Annotated in this window: 20 protein-coding genes; all 20 read left to right on the top strand. The window is 39.9% G+C overall.

Annotation, left to right across the window (positions count from 1 at the left end; translation table 11 throughout):
• Positions 1-144 precede the first annotated feature (144 nt).
• The gene (locus tag FHK88_RS08625) at positions 145-1,413 is read left to right on the top strand and encodes an NRAMP family divalent metal transporter (protein ID WP_227430339.1); all 1,269 of its coding nucleotides are present in this window, start codon (positions 145-147) and stop codon (positions 1,411-1,413) included.
• A 254-nt stretch (positions 1,414-1,667) separates the two neighbouring features.
• The gene (locus FHK88_RS08630; protein ID WP_227430340.1) at positions 1,668-2,396 is read left to right on the top strand and encodes a hypothetical protein; all 729 of its coding nucleotides are present in this window, start codon (positions 1,668-1,670) and stop codon (positions 2,394-2,396) included.
• Between the two features lie 47 nt (positions 2,397-2,443).
• Entirely contained in the window at positions 2,444-3,454 is a 1,011-nt protein-coding gene (locus FHK88_RS08635) for a LysR substrate-binding domain-containing protein (RefSeq protein WP_227430341.1), read from the top strand.
• A gap of 323 nt (positions 3,455-3,777) precedes the next feature.
• Complete coding sequence (gene prpB, locus FHK88_RS08640; protein WP_227430342.1) at positions 3,778-4,671, top strand: methylisocitrate lyase; 894 nt, start codon at positions 3,778-3,780, stop codon at positions 4,669-4,671.
• A gap of 211 nt (positions 4,672-4,882) precedes the next feature.
• Positions 4,883-5,488 (top strand): hypothetical protein, encoded by a 606-nt coding sequence (locus FHK88_RS08645; protein ID WP_227430343.1) that lies wholly within the window; start codon positions 4,883-4,885, stop codon positions 5,486-5,488.
• Between the two features lie 53 nt (positions 5,489-5,541).
• Positions 5,542-6,231 carry a hypothetical protein gene (locus tag FHK88_RS08650; protein ID WP_227430344.1) on the top strand — a complete coding sequence of 230 codons (690 nt, stop codon included), beginning with the start codon at positions 5,542-5,544 and terminating at the stop codon, positions 6,229-6,231.
• A 254-nt stretch (positions 6,232-6,485) separates the two neighbouring features.
• Positions 6,486-7,616 (top strand): 2-methylcitrate synthase, encoded by a 1,131-nt coding sequence (prpC, locus tag FHK88_RS08655; protein WP_227430345.1) that lies wholly within the window; start codon positions 6,486-6,488, stop codon positions 7,614-7,616.
• A 140-nt stretch (positions 7,617-7,756) separates the two neighbouring features.
• Positions 7,757-8,062, top strand: a complete 306-nt coding sequence (locus FHK88_RS08660; protein WP_227430346.1) for a hypothetical protein — start codon at positions 7,757-7,759, stop codon at positions 8,060-8,062.
• A gap of 41 nt (positions 8,063-8,103) precedes the next feature.
• Positions 8,104-8,526 carry a PaaI family thioesterase gene (locus tag FHK88_RS08665; RefSeq protein ID WP_227430347.1) on the top strand — a complete coding sequence of 141 codons (423 nt, stop codon included), beginning with the start codon at positions 8,104-8,106 and terminating at the stop codon, positions 8,524-8,526.
• 229 nt (positions 8,527-8,755) lie between these two features.
• Complete coding sequence (acnD, locus tag FHK88_RS08670; protein ID WP_264480656.1) at positions 8,756-11,383, top strand: Fe/S-dependent 2-methylisocitrate dehydratase AcnD; 2,628 nt, start codon at positions 8,756-8,758, stop codon at positions 11,381-11,383.
• 92 nt (positions 11,384-11,475) lie between these two features.
• Complete coding sequence (locus FHK88_RS08675) at positions 11,476-12,150, top strand: hypothetical protein (protein WP_227430349.1); 675 nt, start codon at positions 11,476-11,478, stop codon at positions 12,148-12,150.
• An 83-nt stretch (positions 12,151-12,233) separates the two neighbouring features.
• Complete coding sequence (locus FHK88_RS08680; RefSeq protein ID WP_227430350.1) at positions 12,234-12,497, top strand: type II toxin-antitoxin system Phd/YefM family antitoxin; 264 nt, start codon at positions 12,234-12,236, stop codon at positions 12,495-12,497.
• Positions 12,490-12,771 (top strand): Txe/YoeB family addiction module toxin, encoded by a 282-nt coding sequence (locus tag FHK88_RS08685; RefSeq protein ID WP_227430351.1) that lies wholly within the window; start codon positions 12,490-12,492, stop codon positions 12,769-12,771. The genes FHK88_RS08680 and FHK88_RS08685 overlap by 8 nt, the downstream gene beginning before the upstream one ends.
• Positions 12,772-12,853: 82 nt before the next feature.
• Positions 12,854-13,105, top strand: coding sequence for a type II toxin-antitoxin system Phd/YefM family antitoxin (locus FHK88_RS08690; protein WP_227430352.1), 252 nt, complete (start codon positions 12,854-12,856; stop codon positions 13,103-13,105).
• Positions 13,095-13,421 carry a type II toxin-antitoxin system RelE family toxin gene (locus FHK88_RS08695; RefSeq protein WP_227430353.1) on the top strand — a complete coding sequence of 109 codons (327 nt, stop codon included), beginning with the start codon at positions 13,095-13,097 and terminating at the stop codon, positions 13,419-13,421. Before FHK88_RS08690 ends, FHK88_RS08695 begins: the two co-directional genes overlap by 11 nt.
• A 38-nt stretch (positions 13,422-13,459) precedes the next feature.
• Positions 13,460-14,716 (top strand): 2-methylaconitate cis-trans isomerase PrpF, encoded by a 1,257-nt coding sequence (gene prpF, locus FHK88_RS08700; protein WP_227430354.1) that lies wholly within the window; start codon positions 13,460-13,462, stop codon positions 14,714-14,716.
• Between the two features lie 107 nt (positions 14,717-14,823).
• Positions 14,824-15,192 carry an Imm51 family immunity protein gene (locus FHK88_RS08705; protein ID WP_227430355.1) on the top strand — a complete coding sequence of 123 codons (369 nt, stop codon included), beginning with the start codon at positions 14,824-14,826 and terminating at the stop codon, positions 15,190-15,192.
• A complete protein-coding gene (locus FHK88_RS08710; protein WP_264480649.1) occupies positions 15,176-15,553 on the top strand; it encodes a VanZ family protein in 378 nt (125 codons plus the stop codon). The genes FHK88_RS08705 and FHK88_RS08710 overlap by 17 nt, the downstream gene beginning before the upstream one ends.
• A 29-nt stretch (positions 15,554-15,582) precedes the next feature.
• Entirely contained in the window at positions 15,583-16,083 is a 501-nt protein-coding gene (locus FHK88_RS08715) for a GNAT family N-acetyltransferase (RefSeq protein WP_227430356.1), read from the top strand.
• Positions 16,084-16,273: 190 nt separating this feature from the next.
• Complete coding sequence (locus FHK88_RS08720; RefSeq protein WP_227430357.1) at positions 16,274-17,764, top strand: bifunctional 2-methylcitrate dehydratase/aconitate hydratase; 1,491 nt, start codon at positions 16,274-16,276, stop codon at positions 17,762-17,764.
• Positions 17,765-17,805: the final 41 nt, after the last annotated feature.

The following is a 17,805-nucleotide window of genomic DNA, read 5'->3' on the forward strand; positions in this document are numbered from 1 at the left end:
GGTTAAAAAATTTGTCTCAACAAAATATATCATACTAAACAAAATATTATGCTTAACCAAAAAATATTTCAACAATATATTTTAAACGTGTGCTAAAGTCGTTTTCTGGTTTTTGAACTGCACTGTTTGTGAATTGAGGTAAACATGAATCACTCTACAAGCCGAATGGCTGAAACATCCCAAAAAAGTCGGCTAAACTGGCGTATTTTTGGGCCAGGTATTTTAATGGCGTCCGCTGCAATTGGTGGCTCTCATCTGATATCGTCTACACAGGCTGGTGCTTTGTATGGCTGGCAGTTAGCAATTATGATTATCCTTGCCAACCTTTTTAAATATCCATTTTTCCGTTTTGGTACAGACTATGTGTATGATACAGGCGAGAGTCTTATTGCCGGTTATGCCAAAAAGTCGAAAACGTATTTATGGATATATTTTGTATTATCGATTGCCTCTGCTGTTATTAGTACAGGTGCAGTAGCATTATTGGCAGCAGTGATTTTAGGTTTTATGTTGCCAGAGTCGATGAGTGTTTCACCCGTTATCATGTCTGTTGTGGTCATGGCTGTTTCTTGGGTATTTTTAATAGCAGGGCATTATAAAATGCTCGATAAAGTAACTAAGTGGATTATGATAGCCTTAACCCTTACCACAATTGCTGCTGTAATTATTGCTGCTGGCAAACCCTCAGTAATGACAGCAGACTTTGAGGTAACCTCACCTTGGAATTTAGCAACGCTTGGTTTTATTGTCGCATTGATGGGTTGGATGCCCGCTCCACTTGAGTTTGCTGCTATTACCTCAATGTGGACATCAGCAAAAATCAAAAATGATCATACCACCCATAAACAAGGTTTGATTGACTTTAATGTTGGTTATGCTACTTCAGCTATTTTGGCATTATTTTTCTTAGCATTGGGTGTTTATGTGCAGTATGGCTCTGGTGAAACCATTCAAATGGCAGGTGGTGCTTATGTAGGACAGCTTATCCAGATGTATACAGCAACCATTGGTGATTGGTCCCGCCTATTGGTCGCCTTTATTGCCTTTATGTGTATGTTTGGGACAACCATTACCTGCGCAGACGGTTATGGACGTGCCAATGCTGAGTGTTGGCGATTAATTAAGGGTGAAGAGCACATTAATCATAAGCAAGTAGTTTTTTGGACAACTTATGCTATTGTTGGTGGCTTTATCATCATTGCCTTTTTTACAGGACAATTGGGAGCAATGATTAAGTTTGCTATGATATCTGCCTTTGTATCAGCACCAATTTTTGGATGGTTAAATTACTCTTTGGTTAAAGGACAGCAAAAGCTACCAGCAGGTATGAAGGTATTATCAATTGCAGGTTTAGTCTTCTTAACTGGATTTGCTGTCTTATTCTTACTAAATTTAACAGGTGTATTTGCTTAATTTCATCAAATATATTTATATGACAAGATGATTTGCTAAAAAAGACCTCTTTACTGAGGTCTTTTTTATGATATTACGTAAAACCTCGTAATAATTCTTTAAATTGGGTTTGTGTTTATATGGCTTCAGGATAGAATACCTGTATGGATGATATTCATATAATCAATATGAATACATGAATGACCATAATGAGTAAAAGTAGCAAAAAATCAAGAATATAACAATCCATCAAACATTTTGATATGGAGCATGACATGATACAGCTTTTGACCAAGACTCGTTCAAATCGCCCTCTTTTGGGTATTTGTGGTGCGCTACTTTTTATGACTTTAAGTGTATCAGGATGTTCCGACCCAATGAAGCAGAGCATCCCAACCAGCTCTGATAAATGGCAAGACAAACTTGGTGATACCTTTGAAGAGCTATCAGAAGAAGACCGCCAGTTATTAAGTCGCTATATGCTACGAATGAAACTTAGCGGGGCTTATGAATCAGGGGCTATGCCTCGGATTACTATTGGTGACGCGCTCAAGCAACAAAGAGAATATGAACGTTTGCACCCAGACAATCCAACTGGTAAAAAAAGCCCCATTGATAGTGCCAGTCAAACATCTGGCTATGCACAGACTTACCCAATTACTTTACTACCCATTCAGTCAAGTAGTGAAGATGGACTAAATAATGTTCAAGTTAGGTTTTTGCTCTCTAATAAAGGTGCATATGCCATTGATGCTTTTGAAGGCACACTGATGATAAAAGCAGATGCCTTTAAACAAGGCAAAGCTATTCATGTGTCTCCTACTAACTTTGACCCTGCGATAGCACCCAATACGGCAGGCAAAATTATTGTAGACAGTAGCATTGAGGACCTAAATATCATGCGGGCTATCAAAAATCCACAATCTGTCAATGTGGAAATTATAGAAGGTACTATTCATCTGGTAGGTGCTGAGCCAGTTACCATCACACAAACCCTAAATTAAGTGACTAGATTTAAAGTGCTAATAAAGACATTCATGGGCTTTTGTGTATGCAACCATCATTACAATTTAAACAATTAACAGCATTTCATGCGGTTGCTTCCTGTCAAAGTTTTAGTGAAGCAACCCGTATGACTGGACTGTCACAACCAACTTTAAGCAGATTGATTAAACAACTTGAAGAAGAGTTAGAAACTGAGCTATTAGACCGTTATCATCGTCCTTTACAATTAACAGAAGCAGGCAAGTTTTTTTTTCATAACACACAGGCAATGCTCACTGAATTTGAAACGGTTATTAACATTACCAAACGTATTGCCACACCAAAGAAGTCTTTAAGTATCGGCTTTGTTCCTTCGGTATTATATGGACTGTTGCCTGATATTATCAGTCGCTTAAAAAACACCCTACCCAACTTAGAAATCCAGCTAAAAGACATTAGCTCTTATCAACAAGTTAATGCACTTAAATCAGGTGACATTGATGTTGGTTTTGGGCGATTCACCATTGCACCTCGCCAGCCACTTGATGAGGCAACATCTCAGCGTCAAACCATACATAGCAAGCACCATGTTAAACAGATTTTATTGCGTCATGAACGTTATGTTGTCGCACTCCCTAAGTCACACCCACTTGCAAATACACCCAATCAGCATTTAAGACAGCATGCAGAGAGCCACCTTATCTTATACCATCAAACCTATCTGCCATTGTCTACAGCCAGCTCATCTATCCCACAGGCCAATAGTATTCGTGAGCCACTGTTGCACCTTTTTTCACGTCAGGGTATCCAACCGTATAGCACCTCAACAGTCAGTGATTTACAAGTTGCCCTTGGTCTAGTCGCTGCAGGAGAAGGCATTACCCTTGTCCCTGATAGCCTAAAAAGTGTACGCACGGAGCAAATTGCCTATCAGCGTTTGATTCATGAAAATGCAACCTCACCCATCTATTTAAATATTTTAGAAGATCTGACACATTCTGCGTTGCCTACCTTATTAGATGCTATCTATGAGATATATGAGGAGAAAGGGATAACATATCGACGTTACCAGCCTTAATCTCACCTATAAACCACCCCTATTTCTTGCTTCCTTCACTTATTGCCTTCTTATTTTTGTAACAAAATGTAATAAATGATTTGTGGTTTTTAATAAATCAATCGTTTTAACTTACTATAGCTAAATAAGTCACAAACAAAACATTTGTAATACTGATATGTTTATTCATTTTTTAAATGATTTTAGAAATAAGTAAAATTGATTGTAATTAAAATAAACTATCATCAACTTCTCTAGACTTTTATCTACCTCTATAAAGCTTTATGATAACAACAAGTTAAAAATAACCCACAGTAACCGAGTGAATACTCAAGGATTCTAATATGACAATCACATCAGCAGGTAAACGTTTCCGCACCGCCTTACAACAACAAAATGAACAAAACCAACCGCTACAAATTGTCGGTACTATTAATGCCTATACTGCGATGATGGCAACTCAAGTGGGACACAAAGCCATCTATTTATCTGGTGGTGGTGTGGCTAATGCCTCTTATGGTTTACCTGACTTGGGTATGACCAGCCTTGATAATGTCTTAGAAGATGCCAGCCGTATCACTAATGCCGTTGACACCCCTTTATTAGTCGATATTGACACGGGTTGGGGCGGTGCATTTAACATTGCTCAAACCATTAAAAAAATGCAAAAAGCTGGCGTGGCAGCCGTACATATTGAAGACCAAGTGGCACAAAAACGCTGCGGTCATCGCCCTAATAAAGAAATCGTCTCAACTGCTGAGATGGTTGACCGCCTAAAAGCAGCATTAGACGCTAAAGTTGACCCTGACTTTGTGGTTATGGCACGCACAGATGCCCTATCAGTAGAAGGTTTGGATGCGGCTGTTGAGCGTGCCGTTGCCTTCCAAGAAGCAGGGGCAGATATGATATTTGCTGAAGCCTTGACTGATATTGAGATGTATCGCAAGTTCACTGATGTACTAGACATTCCTGTATTGGCAAATATGACCGAGTTTGGACAAACTGACCTTTACACTACTGAGCAGTTATTTAACGTTGGCGTTGAGATGGTGCTGTATCCATTATCAGCATTTCGTGCGATGAATCAGGCAGCTCTAAACGTGTATCAGCATATCTTAAAAGATGGTACCCAAGAACAAGTGGTCGATAGTATGCAAACTCGAATGGAATTATATGACTTTTTAAATTATCATCAGTTTGAGCAGACTTTAGATAAATTGTTTGCTGATAAAAAGTAGCTTTCTTTAAAATTTATGTGCTTATGGCTAATAAATTTATTACAGTTACTTTTTTAAATCAGCTTATAATGCTAGGTGTTAGTCACAAGTTTTATCAAACTTATCAATACTAACACCCATTATTGATTGGCTTGCTTTATTTATTCATACACCAACTTCAATTGAAGTGATGATCATCCAATTCATTAAAATAAAATTTAAGAGTTTAATTATGCGCCATAACACATTATTTGTATCTTGTGCAGTACTGCTATCCATGACACTGCTGACAGGCTGCAATAAAGCAACAGATACAGACAAAGCAGAAGATACAGCATCCCAGCCAACAACTGAAACGACTACTACTCAAGACTCAGCGATTAATAATAACTCACCTACTGTTAATATAATGGCTGACAGCTTTGTCGCAATCACCAAAGCACAGCTAAATGCTGATGATAAATACAGTGCAGAAGACAAAGAGTGTCTCAATCAAATGAATGACACAGTCGCTACTGCCGAAGCAGATAAATTTTTGCGCAATGAGTTAACACCAGAACAACTTGCTACTCTAGATGACTTTTATGGCTCAGAGCTTGGTCAAAAAATCACTAAATTTAGTGACCAGCAATATAAAATGATGGCCGGAGAAACAGTTGAAAACCCTATTACACTGACACAAGAAGAACAACAAAAGATGGTTGAGTTTGTGCAGTCCCCAGAAGGGCAAACCATTCAAAATATTGGTGATAGTGTAGATCCTCAACAATATGAGGATATGCTTAAAAAGATCATCAATAATGAATTGACTCGTTGTAACCTTGAGCCTATCGAGTAAACATTGACTACATTGTTTGCACATAAAAAATAACTATATGATTAGAGTGATTTATGTTTAATAAAAAATCTAGTAAGCGTTTAAATAATAAAGTTTCTATATCCTTAGCCTTTGGTGCTGGTATGCTCTTGTTAGCTGGCTGTACCAGCACAGCAACAGCACCAGATAACACACCAACTCAAGCACAAACAGTAACAGCAAAAAAAGAGGATAGCACCACTGCCAGATATGCAGTCAATATGTTTAATAACTTTATAGCACCCATGATATTTCAATATGGGTTTACTAAAGAAGAGTATGCCTGTTTTAGTGAAGTTGAAAATGACTTTGCAGAGCAACAGGTTCAACAGGTAATACAACAATATATCCCCATAGAAAAACAACAGGAGTTCAACCAGTTTTTTGCCTCAGAAACAGCGAAAAAAGCTGCTGCTTTTTATGCTAAAACTGGAGAGTTACTATTAGAAGCAAGAGAAAACAAAGATATAGATATGGATGCAGAGTTAGAAGCATATACAGAAAGTCTCAACTTAACTGAACAAGAACTACAAAACTTTCAAGCCTTTGTAGCAAAGAATAAGGGGGTTTTAAATTCTAATGATAATGAAATGGATAATTTGATGAATAAATTAATGGTATCTGTACTTAATAAAAAGGTAGAAGCTTGCCATGCTAAAGGCGAACTTACCAGTTATTCTATAGAGGAATATTACGAGTATTTGGGCAATCAAGGTTTACGTTAATTAAATGAGTCTTAGAACCTGTATTCACAACTCACAATGGTGGGGCTTTTTGCCTAAAATAGACGTACTACTGCGTTAAATGTTGGGTTAAATAGAATAACTATTCGCCCCAAATTTGCCTTGTATTACGCCATTTTAATCTAAAAACACCCTAATTTTGACTTATGAATACAGGTTCTTAGAAATAAGTGTTAGATAGTTAGAAAATAAAACTCAAATTTTACCCACCCACTCCAAACAAAAGGAAATTGATTATGGCAGCAGGAAAACAACTCTCAGGTGCAGGACTTCGTGGACAAGTCGCTGGCAAAACCTCTTTATCAACCGTCGGTAAATCAGGCTCAGGCTTGACTTATCGTGGCTATGATATCAAAAATCTTGCCGAGCAATGTATCTTTGAAGAAGTCGCCTATTTATTACTTTATGGCGAACTGCCCACACAAACACAACTTGATGAGTATCAAGCGACCCTAAAAAACTTACGTGACCTTCCCAAACCACTAAAAGATGTGCTAGAGCGTATCCCCAAAGATGCTCACCCAATGGACGTACTGCGTACTGGCTGTTCAATGCTTGGCAATCTTGAGCCAGAAAATAGCTTTGATGAGCAGCTTGATAAAACCAATCGTATGTTGGCAGCCTTCCCAAGTATCATCAATTACTGGTATCGCTATAGCCACGATGGCGTGCAAATCGACTGTGTAACTGATGATGCCACCATTGGCGGGCATTTCTTGCACCTATTAACTGGTAAAGCACCCAGTGAGCTACACGAACGGGTAATGAACGTATCGCTGATATTGTATGCAGAGCATGAGTTTAATGCCTCAACCTTTACTGCTCGTGTGTGTGCCTCTACCCTATCGGATATTTTCTCTTGTATCACTGGGGCGATTGGTACGCTGCGTGGGCCTTTGCATGGTGGGGCAAATGAGGCAGCAATGGAGCTTATCGAAAGCTTTGATTCCCCTGAAGCTGCCGAAGAAGGCTTGATGGGTATGCTGGAGCGTAAAGAGAAAATCATGGGCTTTGGTCATGCCATCTATAGTGAATCTGACCCTCGCAATGTGATTATCAAAGGCTGGGCAGAAAAGCTATCTAAAGATGTTGGTGATGAAGTGCTATATCCAGTCTCTGTCCGCTGTGAAGAGGTGATGTGGCGTGAGAAAAAATTGTTCTGTAATGCCGACTTTTTCCATGCGTCCACCTATAACTTTATGGGCATTCCGACCAAGTTATTCACCCCCATCTTTGTTTGCTCACGCCTAACAGGTTGGGCGGCACACGTATTTGAGCAACGTGCCAATAACCGTATCATTCGCCCAAGTGCCGAATATGTCGGTGAAGCACCAAGAGAAGTGCCACCCATTGCTGAGCGTGGCTAGTTGGTAGCTTTGTTAGCCTCTTTGCTAGAGCAGGCTTTTTCTCCTTTTCGGCTTGTTCTAGCACCCTATTTTAGTTTTCTGCTAACCTATCTATCTTATAAACGGCTCAACCTAAAGGTTATTTACAAGAAATAAAATCTATGAAAATTGATGAAGTATATGGTACAAAGCTCAAAATCAAAGAGGCAAAAAATAAGTTAGAAAACTTATGTTCTGTAAAGTTTGAAGAAAGAGATAGCTTATATTTTGGTACTTATTACTCTGTTTCTAAAGATACTACTGGTGAGATTTATAAGTTATATAACAATATTGACCCTTTTGATAATAAACCCCTAGAAAATTTTGATTTCCCAGTTATTTTATTTGTTAGTAATATCTCAACAACTAAAAATCAGTTAATAAAAAATTCAGAATTTTTTCAATTACTATCACATAAAGAGCTGTAAATACATGATTAAGTAAGAAAGTTAAATAAGGAATGCAATAAATGGATTTAAGTGAATTTGCTACTCAAATTTTTGCGTCACAACCATTTAGCCAGTTTATTGAGGCTCGTTTAGCTGAGGTAACAAGTGAAAGTGCCACGATTGAGATTGAGTTAAAACCCCATCATTTGCAACAGCATGGCTTTGCTCATGGCGGTGTGATTAGTTATTTGGCGGATAATGCCATTACTTTTGCAGGTGGTTTGGCGTTGCAAGGTAATGCGTTAACGTCTGAATTTAAAATCAATTATTTAAAACCTGCTCAAGGGCAAAAGCTACGTTGTCATGCTCGGGCGGTGTCACATGGTCGCAAGCAGGCGGTATGTGTGGCAGAGGTTTTTGCTATTAATGATAGCAATGATACAGATGATGGTACTGAGGTTTTATGTGCCATCGCTCAAGGTACGGTGGTAAAGTCTGAGTAAGTAGGTCAGAACAAACAGGGAGGAAATAATCTATGAGAAGGAAAAAATAGCGTTTAATTTTTGTGATTTTGCTGGGTGATGCTATGGCTAACCCAACTCACAATTTTAACCTAAAACAATTTAACCCCATTTAACCCTATTAAATCTAAGGTGATAAATAACCGTTAACCCTCTTAACCCTTTAACATTCACTAATATAAGGTCAGCGATGATGAATTCTAGCCAGCCAATGAATAGCCAATATAAAAAACCATTAGCCGATACAGGTTTGTATTATTTTGACACCCGTCAGGCGGTGGACGATATACAGGCAGGGGCGTACGATAAACTGCCCTACTGCTCTAAGGTTTTGTGTGAAAACCTTGTCCGCCGTTGCCCACCCGATGAGCTTATCGATGCTCTTAAACAACATATTGAACGTAAGCAAACCTTGGATTTCCCTTGGTATCCTGCCCGTGTGGTCTGCCATGATATTTTGGGACAGACGGCGTTTGTCGATTTGGCAGGCTTGCGTGATGCCATCGCTGAGCAAGGCGGTGACCCTTCCAAAGTTAATCCGATTGTGCCTACGCAGTTGATTGTTGACCACTCACTGGCGGTGGAGCATGCTGGATTTGAAAAAAATGCGTTTGCCAAAAATCGGGCGATTGAGGACAGACGTAACGATGACCGTTTTCATTTTATTAATTGGTGTCAGACGGCGTTTGATAATGTCAATGTTGTGCCATCAGGTAATGGCATTATGCACCAGATTAATCTTGAGAAAATGTCACCTGTGGTGCAGGTAATGAGCGACCAACATTCAGGCGATAAGGTGGCGTTTCCTGATACCTTGGTCGGAACAGATAGCCATACGCCAATGGTTGATGCGTTGGGGGTGATTTCCATCGGGGTCGGTGGTCTTGAGGCAGAAAGTGTGATGCTCGGCAATCCGTCGATGATGCGTCGCCCTGATTTTGTTGGTGTGGAAATCACTGGTGAGCTAAAAAAAGGCATTACTGGTACAGATTTAGTACTAGCGATGACCGAGTTTTTACGCAATGAAGGCGTAGTGTCTTGCTATATTGAGTTTTTCGGTGAGGGTGCAAGACGTCTGACAGTGGGCGATAGAGCGTCTATTTCTAATATGACCCCTGAATATGGGGCAACGGCTGCGATGTTTTATATTGATGAGCAGACGTTGGATTATTTGCGATTAACTGGGCGTTCTAATGAACAGGTGGCGTTGGTTGAGCAGTATGCCAAAGAGGCTGGGCTTTGGGCTGATGGTATGGCAAATGCTGAATATGAGAGGGTATTGCAGTTTGATTTGGGTCAGGTAACCCGTAACTTGGCAGGTCCTTCACGTCCGCATGCTCGTGTACCAACTGCCGAACTTGCTGTTCGTGGTATTGCTCATAAAGAAAACGAAGCCTTACCACAAAGTGAAGATGGTTTAATGCCAGATGGTGCGGTGATTATCGCTGCCATCACCAGCTGTACCAATACCTCTAACCCACGCAATATGATTGCAGCAGGCTTGATTGCTCGCAATGCGGCTCGTTTGGGGCTGACTCGTAAACCTTGGGTCAAAACCTCGCTTGCTCCCGGCTCTAAAACGGTGAAATTATACCTTGAAGAGGCAGGATTGATGGACGATTTGCAGGATTTGGGTTTTGATGTGGTTGCCTTTGCTTGTACCACTTGTAATGGTATGAGTGGTGCGTTAGACCCTGATATTCAACAAGAAATCATTGATAGAGATTTATATACGACGGCGGTATTGTCAGGTAACCGAAACTTTGACGGGCGTATTCACCCCTATGCCAAAGAGGCGTATTTGGCATCACCACCATTGGTAGTGGCGTATGCGATTGCAGGGACAATCCGCTTTGATATTGAAAAAGATGCACTCGGTTATGACAAAGACGGACAGCCTATTTATCTAAAAGACATCTGGCCAGATGATGAGGAAATCAATGCCTTGGTATCGGCTCATGTGAAGCCTGAGCAGTTTAATGATGTGTATATTCCGATGTTTGACCAAGCCAGTATGGATAATGCCACCTCTAACCCACTATATAACTGGCGTGAAATGAGTACTTATATTCGCCGTCCACCCTATTGGGAAGGGGCGATGGCACGAGCCAATAGCCTAAAAGATATGCGACCACTGGCAATTTTGGGGGATAACATCACCACTGACCATTTGTCGCCCTCTAATGCGATTTTGGCAACATCGGCGGCAGGTGAATATTTGGCAAAAATGGGCTTGCCCGAAGAAGACTTTAACTCTTATGCGACCCATCGTGGCGACCACTTAACTGCTCAACGAGCAACTTTTGCCAATCCAAAACTGCTTAATGAGATGGTTCGCCAAGATGATGGCAGTATTGAGCAAGGCTCAAAAACACGGGTTGAGCCAGAAGGCAAAGTCATGCGTATGTGGGAAGGTATCGAAACCTACCTACAACGACAACAGCCACTGATTATCATCGCAGGTGATGGCTACGGACAAGGCTCTAGCCGTGACTGGGCGGCCAAAGGTGTTCGTCTGGCTGGCGTGGAATGTATCGTCGCCGAAAACTTTGAGCGTATCCACCGTCAAAACTTAGTCGGTATGGGGGTATTGCCATTACAGTTTCAAGATGGTGTCAATCGGCAAACGCTAAAACTTGACGGTACAGAAACCTATGATGTCATTGGTACACCAAGTGCTGGTGGTGAGATGACTTTGGTGATTAACCGTACAAATGGTCGCAGTGAGCAGGTAGCGGTGAAAGTACGTCTGGATACTGAAGATGAGGTCGAGATGTATAATAACGGCGGTATGCTACAACGCTTTGCTAAAGAGTTTTTAGCGAAGAGTGTGGCTTAGAATATTCTATCTCATGTTATAAGTGTATAAAATGGAAGTCAAGTAAAGCTATTTGGCTTTCATTTTTTACTACTTTTTAGTGACTATTTATTATGACTAAACATGAATTTTCTTATATCGGTGCAGATTATTTTTCTTTAATTTTACGCATAGCAGCCAATTATGCTTATCCTTATCCCTATTCTGATTGGACAATATTAGCCATTGGTCAATTAATACATCAATCTGATATTTTTACTATATTTGACTATGATGATATACGCTGTTTAGATACTGATTTTATTACGACAGACTATCAATGGCTTTTTGTCTATCAACAACTTGCACGAGCTTATCATGTTATCCAAAATATGTCAGCAATAATAGATTTTTCGACGTGGCATTATTTAAATGCTGGAGAATGGGGAAATGCTATTGATACCACTCAATTAAAAAAAGCTGCAAAATTACTGCTAAAAGATTTTGTCAGTATTGCCGACTTTCCAGATTTACATGCAGAATGGTTATTATTTTTTAGAATATTACATGAGAATAAATATGATTATGAAATAAACCAAATACTACCTTATCCATCAATATTTATGATGACTCATAACAAATACTGCTTACTTGATGATAAAGGTAGTCAATTTGATTGGTATGATATTTTTGATGTTAGTATATCTCATGATGCTTATCAGTTGGTTAGCCACTTATCAAAGTTAAATTTTAAACTTGGTGATAAAAACATTATTGTTAGATCAATCGATACTGAGAATTTTATGTAATTAGGACTTACGCAATATGAGTAGCAAATATGGCTAAACCATCTTATACTTGTACTATAAATTGTACAATTAAGGAATAAGATATGCGTGTTGTTAGCTTTTCACAAGCCAGAAAGCATTTTAAAGAAGTATTAGACACAGTTATAGAAGATGCTGATGCGACGATTGTTACCCGACGAGATGCAGATGATGCGGTGGTGATGTCACTTGAGCATTACAATAGTTTGATGGAAACCGTTTATTTGCTTAAATCCCCTGCCAATGCCAATCATTTGGCAAAATCCATCGCTCAATATCAAGCAGGAAAAACTGCTGTTAGAGAACTGCACGAGCTAGACGATGAATAATAGTGGAGAGGGAAAAATTCGCTTGCTGGCATGGACTGATGAGGCATGGAAGGATTATATATATTGGCAAACACAAGATAAAAAGACCCTTAAACGCATTAATAAACTGATTACCGACTGCAAACGCTCACCATTTGTAGGGATTGGTAAACCTGAGCCGTTAAAAGAGAATTTATCAGGGTTTTGGTCACGTAGAATTGATGACAGTCATCGTTTGGTTTATGTGGTTGATAAAAATTATTTAACTATCATTTCTTGTCGCTATCATTATTAAAGCCACTACTGATAATTTAAACATCTGGATAAAAAAGTGCTAAAATAAGACCTAAATTTTGGGCTAATTTAAGGATAAGACCATGCAACCCATATTTGCCAATCATACTGCCAGTATTTCAGAGTTAAAACGCAACCCCACTGCTCTACTAAAGCAAGCAGATGGTCAGCCGATTGCTATTTTAAATCACAATAAACCATCAGGTTATCTTGTGCCTGCTGAAACCTATGAAAAAATGATGGAATTATTAGAGGATTTAGAGCTGGGTAAAATTGTCGAACAACGTATGAATGACGGTGAAATGCCAATAAGGGTATCTATTGATGAGTTATGAATTAGATTTTCACCCGAAAGTATTAAAAGAATGGAAGAAGTTAAATTCTGATACACAAAATAAGTTTAAGAAAAAACTTAAACAGCGATTGCAACAACCTCATGTTGCATCGGCTAAACTTTCAGGAATTCCTAATTGCTACAAAATTAAATTACGCTCTGTTGGTTATCGTTTAATTTATCGTGTTATTGATGACATTGTGGTTGTTTATGTTTTAGCCGTCGGTCGGCGTGAAAATGATGAAGTTTATGAAAACCTAAGCAATCGACAAGTTAATATTGATGAGCTTGAAGACACTGAAGATGATAACGATTAACTTAGTTTAAAATCAAAGCAAACCTAAAAGGACTTTCCATGACTCAATCCTCAAGAAATCCGCAACCTTTTGCCCCACAAATTTCTGTTCCTGCCATCTATATGCGTGGTGGTACGTCAAAAGGCATATTTTTTAAACGCTCTGATTTACCCAAATCATGCCAAACTGCTGGCAAGGCTCGTGACCAGTTTTTATTACGTGTCATCGGTAGCCCTGACCCTTATGGCAAGCAAATAGACGGTTTAGGTAATGGCAGCTCCTCCACCTCAAAAACGGTGATTTTATCCAAATCAGATAAGCCCGACCACGATGTCAATTATCTATTTGGTCAAGTAAATGTCAGCAAGCCAATGATAGATTGGGGCGGTAACTGTGGCAATCTTACCGCTGCGGTAGGAGCGTGTGCGATTAATATGGGCTTGGTTGATGCCAAGCGTATTACTGCCAGCTTTGATGATGGTAAAAATGGTGTAAAAAATAGTGGCATTTGTGAAGTACGCATTTGGCAAGAGAATATCAGTAAAACTATCATTGCTCATGTGCCTGTTTATTTAGATGGCAATAAAAAGGTACAGGTACAAGAAACAGGTGATTTTGAATTAGACGGTGTCACCTTCCCTGCTGCCGAAGTCAAAGTTGAATTTATCGACCCTGTGGATGCCAGTAGTGATATGTTCCCCACTGGCAATTTAGTCGATAGCTTTGCTGTACCAGAGTATCCAGAACTGGGTGAGTTGCAAGCGACTTTTATTAATGCAGGTATCCCGACTATTTTTGTGAATGCTGAGGCGTTAGGCTTTACTGGCACTGAATTGCAAGGTGATGTCAATAGCAATGATAAGCTACTTGCCAAATTAGAGACCATTCGTGCCTATGGTGGCGTGGCAATGGGGTTATTTAGTGATATTAGCGAGGCACAAAGTAGTCAGCATGTGCCAAAGCTGGCTTGGGTTGCCAAACCTGCCAGCTATACCGCTTCAAGTGGCAAAGCATTATTAGCAGATGAGATTGATTTGCTTGTTCGGGCAATGAGTATGGGACAACTTCACCATGCAATGATGGGGACAGCCGCAGTTGCCATTGCTGCTGCTGCAACCACACAAGGTACATTGGTCAATCAAGCGGCTGGTGGTGGTGAATTATCAGAAGTGCGTTTTGGTCACCCCTCTGGTACGTTACTGGTAGGCGGAAAAACGGAACAAGTTAATGGACGCTGGCAAGCCAAAAAAGTATCAATGAGCCGTTCAGCAAGGCGAATTATGGTTGGTGAGGTATTTGTACCGTTTGGTGGCTAATGAAATAAGGGGCAGTCATTAAACATTAAAAAAGCAAATACTAAAAGACAATTATTTAACAAATCATTAAAATACTACCTCATCACTTGATGCAATAAGGAAAAACTATGGACAATCAACAGCAACAAGAATTTGAACAACAAATCGCCCCATTTTTTTGGGTAGAGCATGATAGTAGCGTGTCACTCTGTATGTCTGATGTCGGTGATTATAAAATGGATATTTTTAATAGCCGAGCTGAAGAAGGGTTTATGGGTAATGGCTACGACTGGGGAAGTTTAGCAACTGTTTTTATTGAAGAGAAACACCCAGAATGGCAAGAGGTTATCAATTTTGACCCCGAAGCAGGTATGTTTTGTGTTTATACAGATATAGAAAATAAAGCAGTGCTAAAAGAGTTTGCTTTGGCGTTTAAACGAACTCTAGACAATAATGAAGTCATTTTGGATTTATTCTCTCGTGCTGAACTCGATTAACATTTTTTTATATCGTTTACTAATCCGCTATTGGTGGCAATTATCACTGTTATTTTTAATGATAACAGTGGTATTGTCCTTATTACCTGTCCCCAGTTTGCCTCCTGCCCCTGGTACAGATAAAACCCATCATCTGATTGCTTATATGGCAATTAGCTTTCCCATTGCAGTGGCAAAACCCAAATATTGGCAAGGGTTATTATTAGCAGTTATTGCCATTAGTGGTGCGATTGAGTTAATCCAGCCGTATGTCAATCGTTATGGGGAATGGCTTGATTTATTGGCAAATAGTACAGGGGTATTATTAGCAGTGGTTTTGGTTTATTTTTGGCAGTTATTTTTTAATCAAAAAGCTGATTAAGCAAATAAAATTGAACATAAAGAGCTATCATGAAAAATTCCCCTTACCACGTCACCTTACAAACCTTTACTGAATTAACCAATCATCAACTACTACAAATTCTACAAGCACGTTGTCAGGTTTTTATTATTGAACAGCAGTGTATTTATCAAGACATTGACGGTATAGACCCACAATGTTTGCATATCTCTATGGTGAGTAGTGCTGATACCTCTGATACCAATAACCATAATTTAGTGGCTTATTGTCGTATTATCCCACCTGCTTTATCTACTTTATCTACCAGCCCCAACCCTGTTATTCCTGCCATTGGTCGAGTTTTAGTGACGGCAGAACATCGAGGGCAAGGACTGGCAAGAAAGCTAATGCAATATGCCATTGATGTATGTCAAAGACTCTACCCTAATCAGCCAATTTATATCTCTGCTCAAACTTATTTAACTGATTTTTATCAATCGCTAGGATTTGTAGTGCAAGGCAAGCCTTACGATGAGGACGGTATTGAACATATTGATATGTTGTTGGATTAAGGTCTGTTATTTTTAATATATCATCAATATATCTAAGTTCTTATCCCTGCTCATAATTATTGTCGTGCCTTCCTGCGTATGTTATATTTATCAATAACCATTATCACTTAATAATAAATCTTGATTGTTAATGATTATTGGTTAACTCTTAATAAACTCCACATTCACTTTATCGCAAGGAAAGCAATATATGTCACATAGCAATGTTGAAAGCAACGTTCGTCCAGATTATGACCCAGAAATCCAAAAAATTGCCGATTATGTCTTAAATTATAAAATAGAAAATAGCGAGGCATGGAACACCGCCCGCAACTGCCTAATGGATACTTTAGGCTGTGGTTTACTTGCCCTACGTTTTCCAGAATGCACCAAGCATTTAGGAGCAGATTGTGAGGGGCAAATTACCCCAAATGGGGCAAGAGTTCCGGGGACTTCGCACCGTCTTGACCCCATCAAAGCCGCCTTTGATATTGGCTGTATGATACGCTGGCTGGATTATAACGACACATGGCTGGCTGCTGAATGGGGACACCCATCGGACAACTTGGGCGGTATTTTGGCAACGGCGGATTACATTAGCCAAGTTAATATCAGTCAAGGACGTGAGCCACTCACCATGAAAGCAGTGCTTGAGGCAATGATTATGGCACACGAAATTCAAGGTGTATTGGCACTAGAAAACTCATTCAACCGTGTCGGCTTAGACCATGTATTTTTGGTGAAACTTGCCTCAACGGCGGTGGTTGCTAAATTACAAAACCTACCTCGTGAGCGTGTGATGGCAGCCATTTCACAAGCCATTGTTGATGGGCAAGCATTGCGTACTTACCGTCATGCTCCCAATGCGGGTAGCCGTAAATCGTGGGCGGCAGGTGATGCCACCAGTCGAGCGGTACGTTTAGTCGATATTGCCAAACGTGGCGAGATGGGTATTCCCGGTGTGTTATCTGCACCACAATGGGGATTTTATGATGTGCTATTTAGCCATACCAACAAAGACTTGGCCACCAAAGCTGAAGAAGAACGTAAATTTAAATTCCAACGTGACTTTGGCAGTTATGTGATGGAAAATGTACTGTTTAAAATCAGTTTCCCTGCGGAGTTCCATTCACAAACGGCGTGTGAGGCAGCGGTAACTCTACACCCACAAGTCAAAGACCGCATTGATGAAATTGAAAAAATCGTCTTAACCACTCATGAGTCTGCCATTCGTATCATCTCCAAAGAAGGTGAGCTTGCCAACCCTGCCGACCGTGACCACTGTATCCAATACATGGTCGCTGTGCCACTACTAACAGGGGATTTGGTCGCTGAAAACTACGAAGACAGCTATCATGCCCAGCACCCAGAAATTGATGAACTACGCAGTAAAATGGTAGTGGAAGAAGATGAACGCTACTCTAAAGAGTATCATGACCCTGATAAACGCTCAATCGCCAATGCCATTCAGGTATTTTTCACTGATGGTAGTAGCACTGATAAAGTAGCAGTGGAATACCCCATCGGGCATAAGCGTCGTCGTAAAGAAGGTATCCCCGTATTAGAAGCGAAGTTTAAAGCCAATTTGGCAACTCGCTTTATTGCCTCTCGTTGTGAGCAAATTTTTGAGCTATGTACCGACCAAGCCAAACTTGAACAAACCCCTGTTAATGAGTTTATGGATTTGTTTGTGGTGAATTAATCACCAAAACACACACTTTTTTTAAGGCTTTAGAACCATAA

This window comes from Psychrobacter sp. I-STPA6b (genome assembly GCF_020662265.1).
GTDB lineage: Bacteria > Pseudomonadota > Gammaproteobacteria > Pseudomonadales > Moraxellaceae > Psychrobacter.

Excerpts from the sequence above, each read along its gene's own strand:
- FHK88_RS08720 (WP_227430357.1), top strand. The coding sequence starts at position 16,274 with ATGTCACATAGCAATGTTGAAAGCAACGTTCGTCCAGATTATGACCCA.
- FHK88_RS08705 (WP_227430355.1), top strand. The coding sequence starts at position 14,824 with ATGGACAATCAACAGCAACAAGAATTTGAACAACAAATCGCCCCATTT.
- FHK88_RS08680 (WP_227430350.1), top strand. The coding sequence starts at position 12,234 with ATGCGTGTTGTTAGCTTTTCACAAGCCAGAAAGCATTTTAAAGAAGTA.
- FHK88_RS08675 (WP_227430349.1), top strand. The coding sequence starts at position 11,476 with ATGACTAAACATGAATTTTCTTATATCGGTGCAGATTATTTTTCTTTA.
- FHK88_RS08650 (WP_227430344.1), top strand. The coding sequence starts at position 5,542 with ATGTTTAATAAAAAATCTAGTAAGCGTTTAAATAATAAAGTTTCTATA.
- prpF (WP_227430354.1), top strand. The coding sequence starts at position 13,460 with ATGACTCAATCCTCAAGAAATCCGCAACCTTTTGCCCCACAAATTTCT.
- FHK88_RS08690 (WP_227430352.1), top strand. The coding sequence starts at position 12,854 with ATGCAACCCATATTTGCCAATCATACTGCCAGTATTTCAGAGTTAAAA.
- FHK88_RS08685 (WP_227430351.1), top strand. The coding sequence starts at position 12,490 with ATGAATAATAGTGGAGAGGGAAAAATTCGCTTGCTGGCATGGACTGAT.
- prpB (WP_227430342.1), top strand. The coding sequence starts at position 3,778 with ATGACAATCACATCAGCAGGTAAACGTTTCCGCACCGCCTTACAACAA.
- FHK88_RS08625 (WP_227430339.1), top strand. The coding sequence starts at position 145 with ATGAATCACTCTACAAGCCGAATGGCTGAAACATCCCAAAAAAGTCGG.
- FHK88_RS08715 (WP_227430356.1), top strand. The coding sequence starts at position 15,583 with ATGAAAAATTCCCCTTACCACGTCACCTTACAAACCTTTACTGAATTA.
- FHK88_RS08635 (WP_227430341.1), top strand. The coding sequence starts at position 2,444 with ATGCAACCATCATTACAATTTAAACAATTAACAGCATTTCATGCGGTT.
- FHK88_RS08645 (WP_227430343.1), top strand. The coding sequence starts at position 4,883 with ATGCGCCATAACACATTATTTGTATCTTGTGCAGTACTGCTATCCATG.
- prpC (WP_227430345.1), top strand. The coding sequence starts at position 6,486 with ATGGCAGCAGGAAAACAACTCTCAGGTGCAGGACTTCGTGGACAAGTC.
- FHK88_RS08695 (WP_227430353.1), top strand. The coding sequence starts at position 13,095 with ATGAGTTATGAATTAGATTTTCACCCGAAAGTATTAAAAGAATGGAAG.
- acnD (WP_264480656.1), top strand. The coding sequence starts at position 8,756 with ATGAATAGCCAATATAAAAAACCATTAGCCGATACAGGTTTGTATTAT.
- FHK88_RS08665 (WP_227430347.1), top strand. The coding sequence starts at position 8,104 with ATGGATTTAAGTGAATTTGCTACTCAAATTTTTGCGTCACAACCATTT.
- FHK88_RS08660 (WP_227430346.1), top strand. The coding sequence starts at position 7,757 with ATGAAAATTGATGAAGTATATGGTACAAAGCTCAAAATCAAAGAGGCA.
- FHK88_RS08630 (WP_227430340.1), top strand. The coding sequence starts at position 1,668 with ATGATACAGCTTTTGACCAAGACTCGTTCAAATCGCCCTCTTTTGGGT.